19 protein-coding genes are annotated in these 19,998 nt (G+C 39.4%); 8 read left to right on the plus strand and 11 right to left on the minus strand.

All coding sequences use genetic code 11. The annotated features are described in order from the left end of the window. Position 1: 1 nt before the first annotated feature. Both HYX58_02185 and HYX58_02190 read right to left on the minus strand, forming a co-directional pair. Positions 2-1,237, minus strand: a complete 1,236-nt coding sequence (locus HYX58_02185; protein MBI2774789.1) for a hypothetical protein — start codon at positions 1,235-1,237, stop codon at positions 2-4. Beyond that, positions 1,234-2,436, minus strand: a complete 1,203-nt coding sequence (locus HYX58_02190) for a hypothetical protein (GenBank protein MBI2774790.1) — start codon at positions 2,434-2,436, stop codon at positions 1,234-1,236. Before HYX58_02190 ends, HYX58_02185 begins: the two co-directional genes overlap by 4 nt. Before the next feature lie 180 nt (positions 2,437-2,616). On the opposite strand from HYX58_02190, the gene HYX58_02195 reads away from it, so the two are divergent. Then, positions 2,617-3,531 carry a hypothetical protein gene (locus HYX58_02195; protein ID MBI2774791.1) on the plus strand — a complete coding sequence of 305 codons (915 nt, stop codon included), beginning with the start codon at positions 2,617-2,619 and terminating at the stop codon, positions 3,529-3,531. Positions 3,532-3,533: 2 nt separating this feature from the next. Here the strand turns inward: HYX58_02195 and HYX58_02200 are convergent, their stop codons facing one another. After that, positions 3,534-5,198, minus strand: a complete 1,665-nt coding sequence (locus HYX58_02200; protein MBI2774792.1) for a hypothetical protein — start codon at positions 5,196-5,198, stop codon at positions 3,534-3,536. 118 nt (positions 5,199-5,316) lie between these two features. Between HYX58_02200 and mutS the strand changes: the two genes are divergently transcribed. Beyond that, positions 5,317-7,956: a DNA mismatch repair protein MutS gene (gene mutS / locus HYX58_02205; protein ID MBI2774793.1), complete on the plus strand. Its 2,640-nt coding sequence runs from the start codon at positions 5,317-5,319 to the stop codon at positions 7,954-7,956. On the opposite strand, the gene HYX58_02210 is transcribed toward mutS, so the two are convergent. Continuing rightward, positions 7,916-9,655, minus strand: coding sequence for a hypothetical protein (locus HYX58_02210; GenBank protein ID MBI2774794.1), 1,740 nt, complete (start codon positions 9,653-9,655; stop codon positions 7,916-7,918). The two genes, mutS and HYX58_02210, sit on opposite strands and share 41 nt — an antisense overlap. Before the next feature lie 312 nt (positions 9,656-9,967). On the opposite strand from HYX58_02210, the gene rplU reads away from it, so the two are divergent. Genes rplU through HYX58_02235 form a run of 5 tightly spaced genes read left to right on the plus strand, consistent with a single transcriptional unit; the run spans position 9,968 to position 12,305 of the window. Then, a complete protein-coding gene (gene rplU, locus HYX58_02215; protein MBI2774795.1) occupies positions 9,968-10,327 on the plus strand; it encodes a 50S ribosomal protein L21 in 360 nt (119 codons plus the stop codon). A gap of 31 nt (positions 10,328-10,358) precedes the next feature. Then, the gene (locus tag HYX58_02220; protein MBI2774796.1) at positions 10,359-10,808 is read left to right on the plus strand and encodes a hypothetical protein; all 450 of its coding nucleotides are present in this window, start codon (positions 10,359-10,361) and stop codon (positions 10,806-10,808) included. Positions 10,809-10,835: 27 nt separating this feature from the next. Further along, the gene (locus tag HYX58_02225; GenBank protein MBI2774797.1) at positions 10,836-11,675 is read left to right on the plus strand and encodes a prolyl oligopeptidase family serine peptidase; all 840 of its coding nucleotides are present in this window, start codon (positions 10,836-10,838) and stop codon (positions 11,673-11,675) included. Positions 11,676-11,712: 37 nt separating this feature from the next. Further along, on the plus strand, positions 11,713-11,976 hold the full coding sequence (locus HYX58_02230; protein ID MBI2774798.1) for a hypothetical protein: 264 nt from the start codon (positions 11,713-11,715) through the stop codon (positions 11,974-11,976). A gap of 26 nt (positions 11,977-12,002) precedes the next feature. Continuing rightward, complete coding sequence (locus HYX58_02235) at positions 12,003-12,305, plus strand: hypothetical protein (protein MBI2774799.1); 303 nt, start codon at positions 12,003-12,005, stop codon at positions 12,303-12,305. Between the two features lie 6 nt (positions 12,306-12,311). Here the strand turns inward: HYX58_02235 and HYX58_02240 are convergent, their stop codons facing one another. The 6 genes from HYX58_02240 to HYX58_02265 are packed head-to-tail and all read right to left on the minus strand — an operon-like array spanning position 12,312 to position 17,397. After that, positions 12,312-12,830, minus strand: coding sequence for a dCTP deaminase (locus HYX58_02240; GenBank protein MBI2774800.1), 519 nt, complete (start codon positions 12,828-12,830; stop codon positions 12,312-12,314). Continuing rightward, on the minus strand, positions 12,805-13,488 hold the full coding sequence (locus HYX58_02245) for an ABC transporter ATP-binding protein (protein ID MBI2774801.1): 684 nt from the start codon (positions 13,486-13,488) through the stop codon (positions 12,805-12,807). Before HYX58_02245 ends, HYX58_02240 begins: the two co-directional genes overlap by 26 nt. Next, complete coding sequence (locus HYX58_02250) at positions 13,485-14,126, minus strand: TrkA family potassium uptake protein (protein MBI2774802.1); 642 nt, start codon at positions 14,124-14,126, stop codon at positions 13,485-13,487. Before HYX58_02250 ends, HYX58_02245 begins: the two co-directional genes overlap by 4 nt. A gap of 15 nt (positions 14,127-14,141) precedes the next feature. After that, on the minus strand, positions 14,142-15,476 hold the full coding sequence (locus tag HYX58_02255) for a hypothetical protein (GenBank protein MBI2774803.1): 1,335 nt from the start codon (positions 15,474-15,476) through the stop codon (positions 14,142-14,144). 11 nt (positions 15,477-15,487) lie between these two features. Continuing rightward, complete coding sequence (locus tag HYX58_02260; GenBank protein MBI2774804.1) at positions 15,488-16,069, minus strand: DedA family protein; 582 nt, start codon at positions 16,067-16,069, stop codon at positions 15,488-15,490. A gap of 14 nt (positions 16,070-16,083) precedes the next feature. Continuing rightward, positions 16,084-17,397, minus strand: coding sequence for a glycine--tRNA ligase (locus tag HYX58_02265; protein MBI2774805.1), 1,314 nt, complete (start codon positions 17,395-17,397; stop codon positions 16,084-16,086). 169 nt (positions 17,398-17,566) lie between these two features. Here HYX58_02265 and HYX58_02270 point away from each other — a divergent pair, with 169 nt between their 5' ends. Continuing rightward, positions 17,567-19,261 carry a trypsin-like peptidase domain-containing protein gene (locus tag HYX58_02270; protein MBI2774806.1) on the plus strand — a complete coding sequence of 565 codons (1,695 nt, stop codon included), beginning with the start codon at positions 17,567-17,569 and terminating at the stop codon, positions 19,259-19,261. Here the strand turns inward: HYX58_02270 and HYX58_02275 are convergent. After that, on the minus strand, positions 19,258-19,962 hold the full coding sequence (locus tag HYX58_02275; protein MBI2774807.1) for a hypothetical protein: 705 nt from the start codon (positions 19,960-19,962) through the stop codon (positions 19,258-19,260). The two genes, HYX58_02270 and HYX58_02275, sit on opposite strands and share 4 nt — an antisense overlap. Positions 19,963-19,998: the final 36 nt, after the last annotated feature.

Raw genomic sequence — 19,998 nt, forward strand, 5'->3', positions numbered from 1 at the left:
CCTAAGAAGCAGATTCTTTTTCTAGGGAACTATGTGCTTTTTCAAAAGACTTCTTTGGGAGCGATTCTCCCGCTAAAAGCTGGCTGAATTCTCCTTGATAGGTTTGATAGTTATCTTGATCATACCATTTTGTTTGCGCGACGATAGATGAACCGTTATCATCATGCGCCAGATAAACTATTGATGGATGTACTTCGTCAGTCTCGTAAAGATTTTTTACAAGCGCCGATGGCGCTATTGATGATTCAAGCTTTGTTATACTAATAGGCTTATTCATCTTACGCGAATCCCAGACATATATTTTACCATCTGGTATACCGGTTCCCGAGATAATATAAGGCTCTTTGGGATGAAAAGTGAGTGCTGTAATGGGTGTTGGATGTTGCAATGTGCTTAAACATGCATTCTTTTTTGATAATTCAGGATCCCACAAGCGAACAGTTTTATCTTGAGACCCGGAGCCAATGGTCGTTTGTGTATGCTGCAGTTTCGTGATGGAATTTTCGTGCCCGTTGAGTTCCACAATTGTTTTTTGCCCTACTAAATCTCTCAGATAAATCGTTGCAATCGATTTATTATTTTCCAAAAAAGTCGTATGCGCTAATGAGTTTTTACTAAATATATCTGCAAGATCAATTTCCCCCGAGTCGATAAGCTTTTGAGAAATGAGTTTTTTTTCGGTTGCATCATTTTGAGCATGATAAATAGTGCCAGATTCTTCTGGGACGATAATAATTCTTTTTTTATCTGGAAAGAGAATCGTTTTGATTGGTGCGCTTCCAAACTCATTTAGCTGTTGAAGGGTGCTCGCGTTCGATAAACTCAAGGCTTTTTTCCCGCGATTATAAACTGCTATAAGATCATCATGACAGGAAAAAAAACCCTTTTCACACTTCAGATCAAGAATTAAGAAGCCAGTTTTCCAGTCAACTAAATGCGACTTAATAATTGCGCGAGATTGCGCGGGGTTAAGATCTATAATTTTACTATGCTCGATACTATCTTTTTGCTTCTCGATTGGTTGCTTTGTTGTCCTAAAAAACCTTTGCCAACCAAGAGCTACTTTAGTCATCATACTCGGATTAAAATATTCGCCGGAATAAGAATGGCCAAGCGTCGGCAGTTGGTGTTCCGTATACTCTTGCGTTGATTTTGATTTTTGCAGCAGCGGTTGCTCCATGCAGTTGGATGCACGAAAAAAAAACAAACAAAGGAATGCTCTTATAGATAGTTTCACTGAGCATTCTCCATATCATCTTTCGATTTTGCTGCAGTCGCTTCACCTTGGAGGCATAAAAGTTTTTCGAAGCATTTGTGGGACATATCCAGCTTATATGCGACGTTCCAGAGATCTTGTATCATAATCGAATCTTCGTTCCACGAAAGCAACGTGGGCGGTGCGTTTTGCTTATGGGGCCCAGTAATAATATTAGCAATTGATTCCTGTTGTGCAATATTCCAAACTCGTATTTTGCCACCGTTTTCACGGCTACCTGTCAAAAGGAGTTTATTATCTGGGCTGAAAGCTGCAGAGTGGACAGGTGCATTATGCTTCAAGCTGCACACAAATTGGTTTTCTTTTGTATCCCAAATTGTAACGTATCCCGTGTGCTCGTCATTTGACGTTGACGCCAGCAGCGAGCTGTTTTTGCTCGGCGTCAATGAGTATATTTTCCCCTGAAAACCGAAGAGCGAGACATGCCGAATAACTAAATCGTTTGCGAAGGTTATTACATCGATGCAACGTTCGATTCTGTTATTTTGATCGCAAGTAGTAGCGATCAATAACTGCTTGGTGTGCGCTGAAGATGCCATCATTTCGATAGGAAAATCTGTTAAAGAAAATCGTTTTTCCAAACTATCGAGTTTAAATATGTCTATGTTGTTTTTTTTGGGCGCGTACATCAAAAAAGTATCATCAGATAAAAAAAGTGGTGTAAGTGCAGCAGTTTTTTTATCTAATTCAAAGGGCAAACGACGTTTTTGTTTAGTTTTCATATCTAAGATAAAAATATTACAGCTTTTTGTGCCTTGCCTGATAAAAGAAAGAAAATTGTTCGATGGTGAAAGCGCAAAGTTAGTGTATTTTTTTTTATGCCATTCGCTTGCAGAGATAAAATCAATACGGCTATTTTCGGTGATGCCAATTTGGTGGTCGTTGGAAACGCTTATCAAGGCGGGAATGCTATATTTTTTTGTCGGTAATGAATAATCTGCAATAATTTTATACTTTTTTTCAGTTAGTTCTGGGAGTAATTTATTCAAATTTTCGATGACCATTTGTTCTTTTTGAGTTCGCTCGTTCTCTTCTTTTAATTGATACGAAATGAGTTTGCGTAAAATACACTCAACAAGCGTCGGGGGAGATTTGTGCAGAGCGCCGTTGAGATTGGCAGTCGCAAAGCAAAAAACCATGAAAATGGAAAATGCTCTCATTTAATACTCACCAAAAATAATAGTTTCAATATGTAAAATAATAATACACTTAGCTTATTAATAATTTCAATTGTTTATAAATATTTATAGTTTTAATATAGTGGGCCTGAAGCTGTTGACGCAGTGCGCGCGTCATCTACACTGAATAGGTTGGGAAGTTTCTTTACTAAGGAAGATGATATGAATATTGGCGTTTTATCAAGAAGCCTATTGTTGTGGCTTAGCGTTATTGTTACGGCTTTACAGGCTGAGCAATTAGTCCAGCCATTTAAAAGAATAGATGACGCCAAGATCACCTTCTTTAAAGCAAAAGTTGACTGGGAAGTTAAGAGAGGCAAGCTCATAAAAAAAGCGATGGTTGGTGCAGCAGTAATTGGCACTGGCGTGGTGGCATATCAGTGGTTTTCGGAGCCAGTAATCCCGCCTCTGCCTTGCCCGAATATTAAGGGCGAACTTAATTGCGATGAAGTGATAAAAAACTTTCTTCCTAAAATCGATCTTATTATTGCCAAGCAAGAGGCAATGTCTAAAACAATAAGTACTTTAGCGCCGAACGGCGATTATTCAGTTGGTGGATGGTTTCAATGGGGCAAAACTCTTTTTTGGGGTGCCCTTATGAATCAGCTGGTAATAGCAAGCCTCTCACCGTTTGGACGCTATTTTAAAATGTTTGACGAATCGGTAGATAAAGTTGTAGCGCGTTTGTTCCATGAAAGCAGGCTAACTTGGTATTTGGCGCATCGCGTATCGTTGCCTGTAGTTTTTGCTGAAATAGAAAGTATGGCCGATCGAATCGATAATAATGAGCCGGTGCTCACTGAACTAAGGACCGACTGGGCTCTATTAGTGATTCAAATAGAATCCATTTTGGGCTTTATGGAGTACAGAATGAGTTCTATGGGTTCTTATCTTCGTGAGCGCGGTTTGCAAATTTCTCAAAGAGTGAAAGATGCGGTAGATGATACAGCAAGCAGCTTAGAGCAACTTGCCATTTCATCCAAAGCAGCTTACAAGCAGACGCTAGGCGCTATGCGAACAAAAATCGATCTGCAGCTTCATGCTTTCGCAGATATCGAGACCATAGATATCAATTAATTTCACGCCGTTGCGGGTAATTGATAGCCATATTTTTTGGTCAGTACTTCTTTTATGAGCTCTTCCAAAATTTGTTGATTTTGCTTAATTGTAAATTCTGCAAGACCACAAAGTTGATGCACTTGCTCTTTGGTGTACGCAAAATTGTACGTATTGCAATAATTTTGGTTAATGCATATTTCGGGATCAAACTCGGTGCAATACATTTCGTTTTTTATTCTTGGAAAATAAACGATTATTGGTGTTTCAGGATCATTAGGATCACTAAAGACATTTATCGGTTTTTGATCGATGCCCTCATAGTTTATTTTAGGGAACTTCATTCCTTTGCGGCGAGCGTATCTTTCAGCTCGGTAAAGCTCTGGAGCTCCGCTGACTGAAGCTGATGCGTCATAAATAATAATCATATCTACTTTACGCGATGCGCGAAGAAGCGGCGGAAGTGGTAAATTAAAGTCAATGCCTGCATCTACCAATACCATCTCATGTTCATCCTTAATCGGGCTCTTTGTATGCTGAAAGGTAAAGTTTTCCAAAATCGCAGGGAAAAGCCTTATATCACCAAGAATTGAGTTTAAAACCAACATGGTGATTTTTTTGAGCGGTAGATATAAATAGGATGGAAGATCCGATTTAACTTGCGCGATGTTATCTGCCGTCATGCGAATCACATCTTTTAAATTTAGTTCAAATGCAGAGCCAAAAACTCCCATGTAAAAGCCGAGAGTCTGTTCGGGCGCATTGTTTACTGAGATGCCCTCTTTGAATTTTCTGCCAAAAGCCCACGTTGGAATATAAGATTTTAAATAGGCGCTGCCAACTTCAAATGGTGTAAACTCAATCCATTCATACGGCTGAATATTTGAGTGAATCGCGGTGTAAATAGGCATTGGTTTAGAACCATCAGAAATTGGCGAATGAGATTCGCTAATAGTTATGCGAAGTGGATCATCAACCGTATGATTAAGGAGCGTGTTTGCAAGGATATGCCCATAGATGTCTATCACCGATATGAGTTGCTTGAAATACATTTTATTAATCAAATGTTCAACCATTTGGCTAATCGTTTTTATACTTGAAATTTGAGCCATACCGCCAGCAAGTTGCAATGACAGAGGTTCGAAAAAATCTTGCAATGTTTTTCCAGACGCAATCCATGGGGCGATTGCCCATGTAGATCCAGAAAGACCTGCGATATAAAGTGCATTATTTAAGCCATTGAGAGAATGTGCGCCCGTTAAAAAACCAATAGTCATGATCATTGCTCTAAATCCACCGCCACTAAAGCAATAAGCGATTCGTGGTACGCGATCGTCTTCCAGCTGAATATTAAATTTTTCTTCCATGTATTTTTTTACTATTGAAAGTCGTTTGTCGACATACGCTTTTTCTTGCATACATAATTCATCATTCGGGCAATAACGTACATTTGCAAGCTCGTCTGCATGCGGATAATTTTGCAAACTATTGAAAAATGTGTTCGGCAAGTTCATCAAAGCTTGATGCACTTCCTTAGTGGTATCCTTGAGCGCATGATAAAAATCAAGAATAAATTGCGGAAGACGTTTAACATTATTTTGACTCAGATCGTCAAACGTATCGTACATTAATGGTGGTGCTGCGTGACAGCTGAGCGCAACGAATAAGATTAGAAAACGAAGCTTCATTCGGTTCTCCTTTTTGTGCGCAAATCGTACTCATTTTGCAAGATTATTTGCAATAATAGTGATAAGCTAGTGCATATTTTGCAGAGCAATAAGATCTTTTTTAACAGTGTTGGTCAGAATGAGTGAGTTAGCAAAAAATAATGTTACGCCTTTAATGAGGCAGTATTTCGAAATTAAAGAACAATATCCTGATACGCTAATAATGTTTCAGGTGGGTGATTTTTACGAGCTCTTTTTTGACGATGCAAAAAAAGCGGCCGCTTTTTTGGGAATAACGCTTACTGCGCGCGGAAAAAATAGTGGTGAGGATATTCCGTTATGTGGTGTTCCTGTTCACGCGCTCGACTATTATGTAGCTAAACTTGTTAAAGGTGGTTTTCGGATCGCAATCTGCGATCAGCTCGAAGAACCAAAGCCGGGAAAAGTTGTGCGCAGAGGAGTTACTCGGGTTTTAACTCCAGGGACGCTCACAGATACGCAGCTACTTGATACAAAATCTGCATCATATTTACTTGCTTTTTTTCCGATGAAAGATCAATGGGGATTGCTTTTTGGTGAACTATTAACCGCGCAGCTTTTTGCAACTAGTATCTCAAATGAGCAGTATCAAGCATTGGAAAGTGAGCTGGTGCGTTTTTTTCCAGATGAAATTGTTTTTCCTGCGATTGGCGATATCAAAAAATTAGTATCGCATATTGCGCGCATGGGTTATTGTACGACAATGCATTCGCTTTCTCAAGATGATTTTACCGATTCGCGTGCATGGGCGGAGCGTCAGTTTAAATCTGAAGTTATGAATTCAGTTGCGCAGCATCACTCTTTGGGAAATGCACTAGCACTTCTTTATAGTTACTTAAAAAAAAATCAACAATCATCTCTGGAGCAATTTAAGCAGCTTCATTTTTATAAACCGGATGATTTTTTAAATCTTGATCGCAGTACCCAGCGTCACCTTGAATTAGTAAAAAATAATCAAGATGGCGGTATTAAAAATACTTTATTTGAAGTTCTTGATGGTGCTATTACAGCGATGGGTTCTCGTACGATAAAAAAATGGATTGCACGTCCACTTGTAAAAAAAGATGCAATAATCCAACGGCAAGATATTGTCGCGTCTCTGATTGAGCGTCAATCAATGCGCAACGCATTGCGCGAAAAATTTATGGAAATTGGTGATTTGGAGCGCATTGTCGGTCGAATTGCGCTTGCGCGAGGAATTCTTAACGATTATTTGGGGCTTTTGTGCGCTATTAATTGCTTACCAGATATTATTGCGCAACTTCTTCCGCTTCAAGAATTGCCGCTTATGCGGCTTATTTTGCATTCACTTGGTAATTTTACACAGTTAAAAACATTACTAGCGGCCGCATTAAATGATGATGCGAGTAAAGATTGGATTATTAAGCGCGGATTTGATCAAAAGCTCGATTATATTCGCGACTTGATTGAACAGAGCAATGAACGGATTTTAATCCTTGAACGAGCCGAGCAAGAAAAAACTGGCATCAATTCGCTCAAGATTAGATATAATCAGGTGCATGGTTATTATATCGAAGTGACAAAAACGAATAGTGGACTCGTTCCTTCGCATTATATTCGGCATCAAACGCTTGTTGGGAAAGAACGATTCACGACGCCAGAGTTAAAAGAGCTTGAACGAGAGATTATGACCGCACGCGCAGAAGTTGAGCAACTAGAAGCGGATGTTTTCGCGCAAGTAAAAAAAGAAGTTTTTGAATATGTTTCTGCACTCAGAAAAACTGCTCAATCACTTTCTCATTTAGATGCACTTCTTGGTTTTTCATTAATTGCTTACGAAAATGGTTTTGCGCGGCCTCAGTTTAACAATTCGCATGATATTATTATTCATCAGGGGCGGCATCCTGTCGTCGCACGTTTGAGTGAACATCGATTTATTCCAAACGATACAACGCTGACAAATGATCGTTCTCTTTGGATTATTACTGGGCCAAACATGGGCGGTAAATCGACCTATTTGCGGCAAGTTGCTCTGCTTTGCATCATGGCGCAATGTGGCAGCTTTATTCCAGCAAAAAGTGCCGAGCTTCCTTTGCTTGATAGGATTTTCACCAGAATTGGAGCGAGCGATAACGTAGCAGAAGGAAAAAGTACTTTCTTAGTTGAAATGGAAGAAACTTCCTACATTTGCCGCGAGGCAACAGAAAATAGTCTGGTAATTTTAGATGAGGTAGGGCGCGGCACAAGTACGTTCGATGGGCTTGCAATTGCGCAAGCGGTTGTTGAATATCTTTATTGCCACGTTCGCGCACGTTGCCTTTTTGCAACTCACTATCACGAACTAACGAATTTGAGTAACCAGTTTCCTGGCATCGTTAATTATCATGCTGAAAATAAAAAAGTTGGCGATAGAATGCTTCTTTTGTATCGCATTGAACCGGGAATAGCTGATGGCAGTTTCGGTGTTGAAGTTGCAAAAATTGCACAATTGCCTGAGCAAATTATTCGCAGATCAACTGAACTTATTGAGCAGCTGAAATCAACAACAAGCAATCATGAAAACAATAAGCCAATTTCGGCAGAAAATAGTCACGTTGCAAGAGAAAATGAGCAATTGCGCATTGCGATTCAACATACGGCGCAGAAAATTAAGGATCTCGAATTTCTCGGCGCGACGCTTGATGATATTAACTTTGAAGAATTATCACCAAAAAAAGCGTTTGATTTGCTCTGGCAATTTAAAGAGCAGCGCCTGAAAAAAGTGAACGCTCGCGGTTAACGGTTGAGTTTAAAAACGATTGCGCGCCGTACGAATAAAAAAGTTTTCGTTGCGGCCCGAAACCAAGAAATTCATAAGTGCGGTACATTCTTTCAAGTGTCGCTAATTTTTGATGAAGCTCGAAATCGGGCGAACTGATTTGAGAAAGATCTTCTTCAAATTGTGCGCGGTGATGCTCGGGAATATGCGGCGCATAACAACGCAATTGAGAAAGCCAATAGAGAATGAGTCCCTCAGCTTCAAACGGCACACTTGTTTGCGGTTTATTAAATTTATTTAATGCGTTTTCGATATTGATGAGCCCTTCCCGTACAGGATTTCGATGCTGATCGGAAAGAACATCTTTTGAGAAGCGATTCACTTGGCGATATAAAACATACAATCCACCAAGAATTGCAATCGCGGGCAATGTCATTGCTAAGTTAAAATTTACGTGGTTTTGGTTCAGCCCGTGCCGCACAGCATCGATTGCATTTAAAGCTTCCATGCGAATTTCAATAAGCGGCGCGGTAATACTTCCATAATACCATGCTTTTCCGGGATTATTATATGCGAAATCAATATCATCTTTCAACTGAGAAGAGTCACGCTTTAACGTCATTTCATGAGCAAGTTTTTTTATTTCATCAGCCGTTTTTTGCGGATACTTAGTTGTGAGATATTTGTTGTTAATACTTTCAGTTTTTAATTCAAACTCAGTGGGATCTTCTTTATTTTGTTTTGAAAAATATGCATCAAATATATTTTTTAAAGGCTCGGTCAGATTTGTTTGAATTAGTTTTTTTATCGCGGCTAAGGTTTGCTCAGATGTTTGAGTAATCTGCTCCTGATGGGTTTTATAATAAATTAATCCACCTAAGGCCGCTGCAGCCCCAACAGTATACTTTAGCCAATTGCGTTCAAAATGGCTTGGGTTCTGATGCTTTGAGAGACGCAAAAGTGCCGTGGTTTCAAAGTGTGTCGCAATTTCATAATTACGCATTAAAAGACCGTGGAGTTCTTCCAATGAAAGAGCATTGCCCTGCTGAGATTCTTCAAATGTTTCTTGATTAAGGCACGCATTAATTAGAAAAGTTGTTTTTGCAAGATGCGATTTAAACTCATCCTCCGTCTTGATGGTATTAATTTTATGGGTATTGCGATAAATATTACCTAAAAAATACGTATAATAATAAATAGCTTCTTTTATATTTTTTATAGATTCATTAGCTATCATCGCGAGTGGTTTTTTTTCAAAGAATTTAGTAGGCCAGTGAGTTGCAAAATAAAGAATTGGGCGATTATTTATCCTCTGCCAATATTCAAGAAGATCAAAAAGTCTCGTAACTATTTTAATGAGCTGGTTCATAACGAGAACCGATTCTTTTTTGCACATGGCCGAAAGCGCCACCGTTTCCGCTTGATCATACAACTGAGCAGCTGTTTGCTTGCTAGGATCAGAAATCGCTTTCAAGCGCAAAGCATTTTGTTTTTTATAAAGTTTGCCTAATTCTGCCATTGTATCATTTTCTCGAGGCATATCGATGGGAGGCAGCATGAGATTTTCAGCTGATAAACCCCTGGTGGAATTTGCTATTAGTAAATTTTTATTGATGGCTTCGATAAAACTTTCTTCCTGCTTAAGTGAAGAAAGTGCTTCTGAATAAGAAAAGAGGGATAAAAGTACGGCATTTATTAGTGCCAAGCGAGCGATTTTCATTAAAAATCCTATTAAAGATGGCCCTAGATGCTTAACGAGCAAGTTATCTGAGTAAAAAAGTGTCCAATTAACGCTTTATTTTGCCCGAAAAATCGTTTTTTTTGCGTAAAATAACGACCTCTTGAGCTTAGCATACTGGGTTATTATCTCAAATGCCCCAGGAAAAGCCTGAAAGGGCAAGACAATGCGTATTTTTTATGTTAAAGTTGAAAGGTATTTATGAGATTGAGCTGTGTAGACAGATTTATCTCATCTGTTAAAATACAGCTAGTAGAATATGTTGATATCTCGTATGCAAATAAAGGTTGCTTTATGGAACAAAAAACACGCACCCAAGCCACAGAAAATCCATCTGTTCCGACATTTGAACGCTATGCGATCATTCAAACCGGTGGTAAACAATATCAAGCGATAGAAGGAAAAACCATCGCTATCGAAAAAATTGAAGGTGAAGCAGGAGCTCAGCTTGAGTTCGATGCGCTTCTACGTAAGATGGGCCCTGGAGAAATCCAAATAGGCCAACCATTGCTCCCAACAAAGGTGAAAGCATCGATTATCAAGCAGATGAAAGCGCCTAAGGTGATTGTGTTCAAGTTCAAGCGCCGCAAAAAGTCACGCGTCAAAAAGGGGCATCGCCAACCAATGACCGTGGTTCGTATAGAATCGATCTAGTTATTTTCATGAGAAAATGGAGGTTTTTATCATGATATCCAGAAAAGTTTCAGTTCTTTTTTTAGTTCCAGTTCTCTTACATTCTTTTTCATATGCAGGCAGGATTGAAAAGATTCCTGAATATGCTTTGAAGGAAGAGGTTATTCATAAGAAAAAAACATTCACAGTTGAAAAAATAGATGAATGGCAAGAGAGCCATGACAAGAAGGCAACATTTGTAACTAAAGATTTTCAAAGATTTTTTTTAGTTAACCACAATGATTACTTAATACCTTTTATTGCCCGTCCTGCACTTTATAAGACTTATTATACCCAAGAAACAGAATACACTAGTAAGAGCTCTACCAAACCTAATCTAACTGAATACATCAAACGCGAGGATCAAGAATCATTCGCGCTGACTAGTTTTGGAAAAGGTTTTGTTGGGTCTTTCACAGTTGCAACAACTGGCCTTCTTGCGTGGTATTTTTTGAGAAAATAGACTCACTACAATCTATCGGTGACGGTAATGCGCTTTAACCTCTTATTATTAGCTTTTCTTTTTGCCTTTAATGCGCATGCCGAGACCGTATTTATTTATGCACATGGTTTGGGCGGTTCTCAGGAGCAGGCGCGCAAACTTTATATGCGCTTTCGCGACGAGCAAACTGAAAATAAGCACTGGGTAATTGATGGCAACATCGCGCTTTTTGATTTTGCTGACGTTTTACCACAACCGAACATGTATCGCCGCGAGTTAGTTTGTTTAGGTCAGCAAGCAGACCTGGATAGATTGCATTTTGCCTATCAAGAAACACTGAAAAGAGTTCCGGATGCGGAAATTGTTCTTTTTGGTTTATCGCGCGGTGCCGCTACGATTATTAATTATGTTGGGCTCTATAAACCTGTGCAGCTTAAAGCGATTGTTCTCGATTCACCGTTTGATTCGTTTGAATCGATTATTAATCACATAAAAAAAGTTTATTTCCTTCAGTGGATTCCGCAAGCTCTTGCGCGTTCGATGATGCGAATGCGATTTCCTTCTCTTGAGATCGATGGCATTATGCCAAGTAAGACAATTAATTGGTTGCCAATTACTGTTCCCACAATTTTTATCCACAGTCAAACTGACTTAGTAGTACCTATCGACTCTTCCCGCTTTTTATTTGAAACACTAAAAAGTCGCGGGCACAAAGATCTTTATTTGCTTGAACTCCCTGATGGGCCGCACGGAATGTTAATGCGTTCTGAGCACGCGGCACATTATGAGGCGGTTGTGCATGCTTTTTTTGCTCGCTATAATATAGCTTGCAACGGTGAGATTGCGCATCTAGGGACAAATAAATTAAATCTATGTCGCGCCCTATAAGCTAGGGCATCAGCGAAAATTTAGGGAAGGGACGACGATGTTAAAGCGAATCTTACTCCTCAATGTTTTTTTAGCTTCACATTTTGCTTATACTATGAATCAAAATAGTGGGAAATATACTTTTATCGGTACAATACCTGCTGGGGCTGTGAAAAACAGTGAACAACAGTTAATACTCCCAAAAAAGAATATTCAGCTCAATGAAAATAATCCTGCGCAAGAAAATGATCACACAAGAAATGTATTTGGTTATTGGGGGATTTTCTCTTGCTGTTTTAATGTTTCGCAAGAAAACGAATAGTTTTCTTTAAGAAAAAAGGAGAGTAAATGAAACAATTACTATATGTTATTATAGCGTTAGGTTATGTGCCTGCATCTCTTGCGATGGAAAATAACGCGTTTATCATTTTTCAGATAATGTCATCAGTTGAAAAAGAAAGTTTGCTTTATAAAAACAGAGAAACGCAAATAAATGCGCGCGTTAATGATAATATTCCGAAGCACCAAACAGCAAATCCTCAAGTGGTAGCTGCGCGCTTGGCTGGCAACAATAATAATCTACGCAACGTTTCAGAAAATTCTTGTATGCGATTTTTAAATTTATTTTGTTGCGGTCAATGCAATGATTAAATTTGATTAAGTAAGCTCTGTGTAGAGCAAGCTTGGCTGAATTCCTTGATTGTGCTGATACTTACCGCTAGAATACCGATCGAAATCTCCCTCGATCGTATGGTAAAATATTTGGCAAATTTCAATTCCCGGATAAATTCTAATAGGTTGCACGCAGAAAATTTCTAGCGTCCAATAACCACTAAAGCCAACGTCGCCAAATCCTGCGGTAATATGAATGAATAGGCCGAGTCTTGCAATTGAGGATCTTCCTTCAATGAGCGGCACTAAGTTATCTGTTTTAGTATACTCTACCGTGCGTCCTAAATATAATTTTCCTGGCGTTAATTCAAGCCCGTTTTCTGGTATCACAATCGAAGCTGTACTATTCGCTTTTTTCATATCAAGTACTTGATCTTGATATACAAGAAGTTCATTATGCAATCGCAAATTATAACTGTTCGGGTTAAGTTGCTTTTCATTGAACGGCGTAATATGAATATCGTTATTGAGTCTTCGTTTAATCTCTCGTCCTGAAATAATCAACTTGTTCCTTTCTCGATTGATGCGATGCGCCTTGCGTGTTTAATTTTCCTTCGTGTAAAATCATAGCGGAATCGTGTGCATATGCAAATTCATCGTGGCAAATATAAATCGTGCTGCGTGAATTATTTTGTGCCAAGCACAATTCTTCAATTTTTGGCCTGAGTGATTTTTCTATTCCTGAAAACGGTTCATCAAGAAGCATAAGGTGAGGCTCTTGCGCCAATGCCTGTGCAATCATCATGCGTTGGCACATGCCAAATGAAAACGATTTTATTTTTTGATGCGCAACGTTTTGTAAATTAACTTGCTCCAAATAAAAAAAAATTTGATCGTTCGTTATAGTTTTTTTGCGTAAGCTGAAAACATATGAAATTACTTGATGTGGTGTTAAAAATTGCGGCAAGGAAAAATCATGACCTATATACACAATAGGATAATTGGTGCGATATATTGAGCCGGATGATGGATGCAAAAGCCCGGCAAGGATTTTTAAGAAAGTAGTTTTTCCTGAACCGTTCGTGCCCTGCAAAAAAATTAACTTACCGTGATTTATCGAACAAGAAATGTTATCTAGAACGAGTTTGCGCTTGCCTAAAAAAGAAAAAGAATAAGAAAAACTTACATCTTTCAGTTCAATAAGCGGATCAGGAGAAATCATAATTTTGCAACGACTGCCAAATCTTTATTGAGGCCTGCAAGTACGAGCAGATTTCCTTCTTGTACAACATAATCTTTATCGACAGGAATTATTTCTCCGTCTTTTTTTATTCCGATGCAATTGAGGTGATAATTTTCCTGGAGACCAATTTTCTTAATAGTTTTGCCAGAAAACTTTTCTGGTGCACTTATTTGGCTGATCGAATAATTTTTTGCAATTCGCGAAATGACTCTGAACGGTAAGCTCAAATTATCGGCAAGGCTGTTACCTATTTCACGTTCTGGCAAAATTATTTGATCTGCGCCTATCAATAAAAGAATTTCTTTGTGAATTTCGTTAACTGCTCGGGTGATTACTAATGGAACGTTGAGTCTTTTTTTGAGTAGGGCCGTTATCAAAATTGAACCTGCAAAATTTTCTCCCATTGCAACGATTACTGCATCCATTTCGTCAACACCAATAGATCTGAGAGATGCTTCATCATGCACTTGCATGCAAATCGCCTGAGTAATGCTATCGCGTACCGAAGCGACAATTGTTTCATTGTTATCGACACCTAGCACTTCCATGCCATTTTCTGCAAGCCGCGTCGCGACGTGATAACCAAAGCGTCCTAATCCGAGCACACAAAATTTCATAAATGTCCCTTGCTTTTAAGATAACATAACTCGTTCTTCAGGATACTGAAATTCCGGTGCTTCTAATTTTTTGCGCAATGCGACAGCAACCGTGAGCGATCCAATACGGCCTACAATCATTGTTGCCATAATAAATAATTTCCCTGAAAGGGAAAGATAAGGCGTAATTCCAGTATCAACGCCAAGCGTTGCGTATGCCGATATTACTGCGAAAATTACATCAAGAAAATCCCATCCTTTTTCTGTAATAAGTAAACAAAAAATGGTGACAAGTATCCATGCTTGACTTAATGCAATAATAGCAAGCGTTCGATAAACTTGATCTTTTGCTATGCGCCTTCCTTTAATTTGCACCGAAGATTTTCCTTCAATTGCGGCTTTTACTGTCGCAAGAAAAATTGCAAACGTTGTAGTTCTGATACCACTCCCTGTAGAACCTGGTGATGAACCGATAAAGGCAACCACCATTATCATAAGAATTGTTGCAATGTTCAAATCAAAAATGCTGACGGTCAGAAAACCGGTACTTCTATTGGAAACTGCATTGAAAATTGAATTTAAAATAGCGGTAAACGGATCCATATGCGCAAGGGTATTTTGCCTTTCAAGAAGCCAAAAAAGCACAATCGCTCCGGTCATAAGCAATGCGGTCATCGAAAGCGTAATTTTTGTTTGTAAAGAAAGATGGGGGCGTTTTCCGACTCTTCGAGCTCGCACATATTCAATGAGTTCGTGAATCGTAATAAAGCCGATACCGCCTAAGAGCATCAATAGGGTTGTCGAGACAAGCATTAACCAATTAGTTTTATATGCGATCATACCGTCCGGAAAAAGCGAAAGGCCTGCATCGCAAAATGAAGAAACAGAATGGAAGAGGGACAAAAAAATTGCTTTTTGCAGTGGGTATTCGTTATGAATTGCAATAAAGATAAAAACAGCCCCTATGAGCTCTATCGCTAGGGTGAGCCCTATGATAAAAAATATCATATGTTTGATATTCTTCCATGTTTCCAACTCAAGCAATTTTCCTGCCAGAATTTGAGCTCCTAACCCAAATTCCATAAAAAATAACATTAAAAAAAGTGTAAGTGTTATTATGCCAAGCCCACCTATTTGCATCAGACAAAAAATAACCAATTGGCCAAACGAGGTAAAGTCGGTCAATGGTACCGTTAGTAGGCCTGTAACGCAGGTCACAGATGTGGAAGTAAACAGAAGATCGATGAGAGAAATGGGCACTTTTCTTGCTATCGGCAATGACAAAAGGAATGTTCCAATTGCTATCGCACAACCGACCGAAGCAAGAATAATACGGCCAGGCGAAAAATGTGAGATATGTTTTACAGGCATGAACCCATTCCTTATGATCGCTTGAAAGACCAAATAAGACCAACGACTACCACAATCAGCAATAGTACTAAGTGGCTAAAATAGCGGTCAATATATTCTTTGATCTTTGCTCCATAAGTGCGCAATACGGTTGCTAATAAAAAATAGCGCATTGAGCGAGCAATAAGCGAGCAACCGAGAAACTGCCAAAGTGGAACGTGAAAAAATCCAGCGCAGATGGTAAATATTTTATAAGGAACTGGAAGAAATCCTGCGATGATAAGTGCCCAGCCCTGATATTGTTTGCACAATGAAAGAGCCATTTCAAATTGATCAGCGCTAAAAAAACAACCTACTAATCGGGTGCCGACTAAATCCCAGCAAAATGCTCCCAAACTATATCCCATGAGCCCGCCAATAACGGATGATACCGTAGCGATGCTTGCAAAATACCAAGATTTCCCAGGGTATTCAATGCAATAAAGAATAAGCAGTGGATCGACAGGGATCAATATGATCGATTCGATAAAAAAAACAAACGCGAGAAGAGGGATGGCGTACGCTTCATGTACTTGTGCGCCAACCCAATTATAACAACGCTTGAGAGCATTCATCGTATGCACTCTTCCTATTTTATCAGATTATTAAGATACTCATGTACCCGATCAACAGAAATTCTTTCTTGCTGCATCGTATCACGGTTTCTTGCTGTTACGCAATGATCATTTTCGCTCTCAAAATCATAGGTGAAACACACCGGTGTACCGATTTCATCTTGACGGCGATAGCGTTTACCAATAGAGCCAGATTCATCAAGTTGCACCATAATTCCACTACGGCGCAAATCACGATATATTTTTTCAACAGGCTCAATTTGCTTTTTAGTAAGTGGCATGAGTGCCGCTTTTATTGGAGCAATGCGCGGATGGAGGCGAAGAACAATGCGTTGTTCTCCCTCAGCAACATCTTCGTCATATGCATCAAAGAGTGCGGTGAGGAATAATCTATCAACACCAACTGAACATTCTACAACATGTGGAATATAAGATGTTTTGGTTGCTTCATCAAAGACTGCGAGATCTTTAGTTGAGTGCGAACCATGTTGCGTTAAATCGAAGTTGGTACGATACGCAATTCCTTCTAGCTCTTTCCAACCAAAGGGGAAATTATATTCAATGTCCGATGTTGCTGTAGAATAGTGCGACAATTCATCAGCTTGATGAGCGCGTAAGCGAATTTGTGATTGATCAATACCGATATGATTATAAAAAGCTATGCGTTGTTGGGACCAAAACTCAAAATCTTTTTTTGCCGTTTCTTCTTTGCAAAACCATTCAATTTCCATCTGCTCGAATTCGCGCATTCTGAATAGAAATTGTTTAGGATTTATTTCATTGCGAAACGCTTTACCAATTTGCGCAACGCCGAATGGAATCTTTACACGGTTTGTCGAAATAATATTTTTAAAATTTACAAAAATTGCTTGAGCTGTTTCAGGGCGCAGGTACGCTTCGCTTGTTTGATCTGATGACGCTCCAACGTTAGTTTTGAACATCATGTTAAACATGCGCACATCGGTCCATTTTGTTTGTCCGCAATGGGGGCATGGCTTTGAAAGATCAAGCTCATCAGCACGATAGCGATGCTTGCAATTTAGGCAATCAACCATCGGATCATTGAAATTTGAAATATGGCCTGAAGCTTCCCAAACAGAGCGAGGTGCAAGGAGCGCGCCTTCCATTAATAAGATGTCATCGGAAGCTGCGTTTATAGAAGTTAGCCACGCTGAACGCAAATTATATTTCAGCAAGGTTCCCAAATTGCCAAAATCGTATACTCCGTTCAATCCGCCATAGATTTCTGCAGTAGGGTAGACAAATCCTCTGCGTTTGCATAAAGAAACTATTTTTTCAAGTGTTACTGCCGAATGCCGGGTGCTCATGAATGGAACTCCTTTAGCTCACTGAACAATTGCAAGTATTCATGATATCAATTTCACTTTTTTTGGCAAATCGAGTTGCGCAGTCTGGTATTATTTTTTGTGACTGCTACACTTGAAATTCTATAAAACTGTTCATAAAAAAATTATCAAGAACGAGAAGAGAGGATATATGAATAGAAGCAACTGGATGGCGTACGGCCTTGTACTTTTATTTTGCGGCGGTGGTGTTTATTGGATGCGTAACATTCAAAAAATGCAGCGCCAGCTTTATGAGGAAGTTCGTTCAACTCAACTTTTCCACGGTTCATCAAGCTCTCCTGAATTAAATGCAAAAAATGATAGTGTTCCAACATATATTGCTGGTCAAGCATGGAGTGAACTGCAAGATAAAGTGAAAAATGCTGTAGTGCAGGTATTCTCTCAAATCGGCACCATTGATTTATTACAGCCCTATAAAACGCCAAATCAATATCAGGGAACTGGCAGTGGGTTCTTTATCAATAAAGAGGGCGAGATTATCACGAATGCTCACGTTATTGACCAAGCAAAAGCTATTTGGATCCAAATTCCAGGACTCGGCAAACAACAAATCGATGTTGAAATTGTTGGATTAAGCCCTGAGAGAGATTTGGCTCTGTTGCGCGTTCCTGCAGAAGGATTGGAAGTTATCAAGACCGTTTTGGGTGAGATACCGCATCTTGATTTTGGGGATTCTAATGATGTCAAACGTGCAGATGAAGTTATGACTCTTGGCTATCCATTGGGTCAGCAAGGATTAAAAAGTACTGTTGGCGTGGTGAGTGGCAGAGAGCAACATCTTATTCAAATTGATGCCCCAATTAACCCGGGAAACTCTGGTGGCCCATCTCTTAATAGATCGTGCCAAGTTGTTGGTGTAAATACGCTCTACGCGCCAGACGCGCAAAATGTAGGGTTTATTATCCCCATTAATCAACTAAAAATTGTTTTGGATGATCTGCGCACGGTGAAATTACTCAGAAAACCGTTTCTTGGCATTATTTTTAATAATGGAAGCGAAAGTTTGACTAACTATTTAGCTAACCCGCAACCGGGTGGCCTTTATGTTGTAGACGTGTACAAGGGCAGCCCGCTTGCAAAAGCTGGGGTTAAACGTGGCGACATGGTTTATGAAATTAACGGTTACAAGCTCGATATGTACGGCGAAATGTTTTGGCAAGGAGAGAAAGTTGCTCTCATTGATTATGTTTCGCAAATGAAATTAGGGCAGCACGTAGATTTAGTTGTGTACAGAAAGGGAGCTCGAAAAGATATTTCGCTTACTTTTGAGCAAACAGAATTACTCCCGATTCGGCACATGTATCCTGGGTTTGAAAAATTAGATTACGAAGTGACTGCCGGAATGGTTGTTCAGCCGCTTACGATTAATCATTTGCCGATTCTTGTCAATCAAGCGCCCGCTTTGGCCAAATATGCTGAGATGAAGTATCAAATGGAGCCAGCATTAATCATAACGCATATTTTTCCAGACTCTCAAGCGCATAGAAGCCGTTCTCTAATGCCAGGCAGTATTTTGAAAGAAGTTAATGGCGAACCATGCAAAACAATGCAGGAATTTCGTATAGCTCTTTCAAAGGGTCTAAAAACTGGAAACTTGACGATTGAAACGAACGAAGGTGTTTTCGTTGTCTGTCCGTTTAAAAAGGTTTTAGAAGAACAAGTGCGTTTAGCCAAAGACTATTTCTTCCCACTGTCAGATACGACTAAAACGTTGCTTGTGCAAGCTGAAAAGCAATCTTGGTTCAAGATTCCAAAAGATCAATTTCTTTTTGCTCAGGTGCCTGATTTGATTCCTGTTGATAATCAAACAGCATTAACGGCTTAGTTCTTCGCTTTATTTACCTGCGGAGCTTTTTTTATGATAGAAGAGATTATTTCTTGTGCTTGAGGGTTTTTAAGAAGATCGTAGGTCATTGGCGAAAGAGTAATGCCATAAGCATTCCTATATCTAAGCGGTAACTTTGCGTCTTTGCGGTTGGGAGTGCTTTTTATTTCAGCAAGAAGATCTTCGGTGGACACCCACATAAACTTTTGTTTGGTTGCGCCAACCAGAAGTTTGCCGTCTTCGTAAATTTTGGGAGAACGGTTAAACTTTTCGTGATCCACCCAATCTATTGGCGCCAAATATACCGAATAATAGCTTGTTAGGGGAATTAATTGATTCCCTTTTAAGCGCGGCATAATATATTCAATGCCTTTATTGCACAAACTTATAGTTGGCTTCTTGGGTTTTTTATCTAAACTTGCTGTTTGCGTGGCTTCGAATCCGAAATAACACCGCGTGCCATTATTGAGAACTCGAGCAGCTGTTTGGCGTGGAAAATCAATATCTTTTTCATCCTGCGCCCCGCTGAACTCACTCCAAACAAAAAGTTTCGCTTTCTTGGGTTCTGCCCCCAACAGAAAATGGACTTTTCCTTGAGCATCGTACGCATATGGTAAAACGCCAACTCGATGGGTTCGCTGGGCAAAACATGATGATGACAATAATATTGAGATAAAAACCGAGAAGAGCATTTTTTTCATGGATTTGCTTTCTGTTTTTTAATAATAGTTGTATTT

This window comes from Candidatus Dependentiae bacterium, from assembly GCA_016191325.1.
Taxonomy (GTDB): domain Bacteria; phylum Babelota; class Babeliae; order Babelales; family JACPOV01; genus JACPOV01.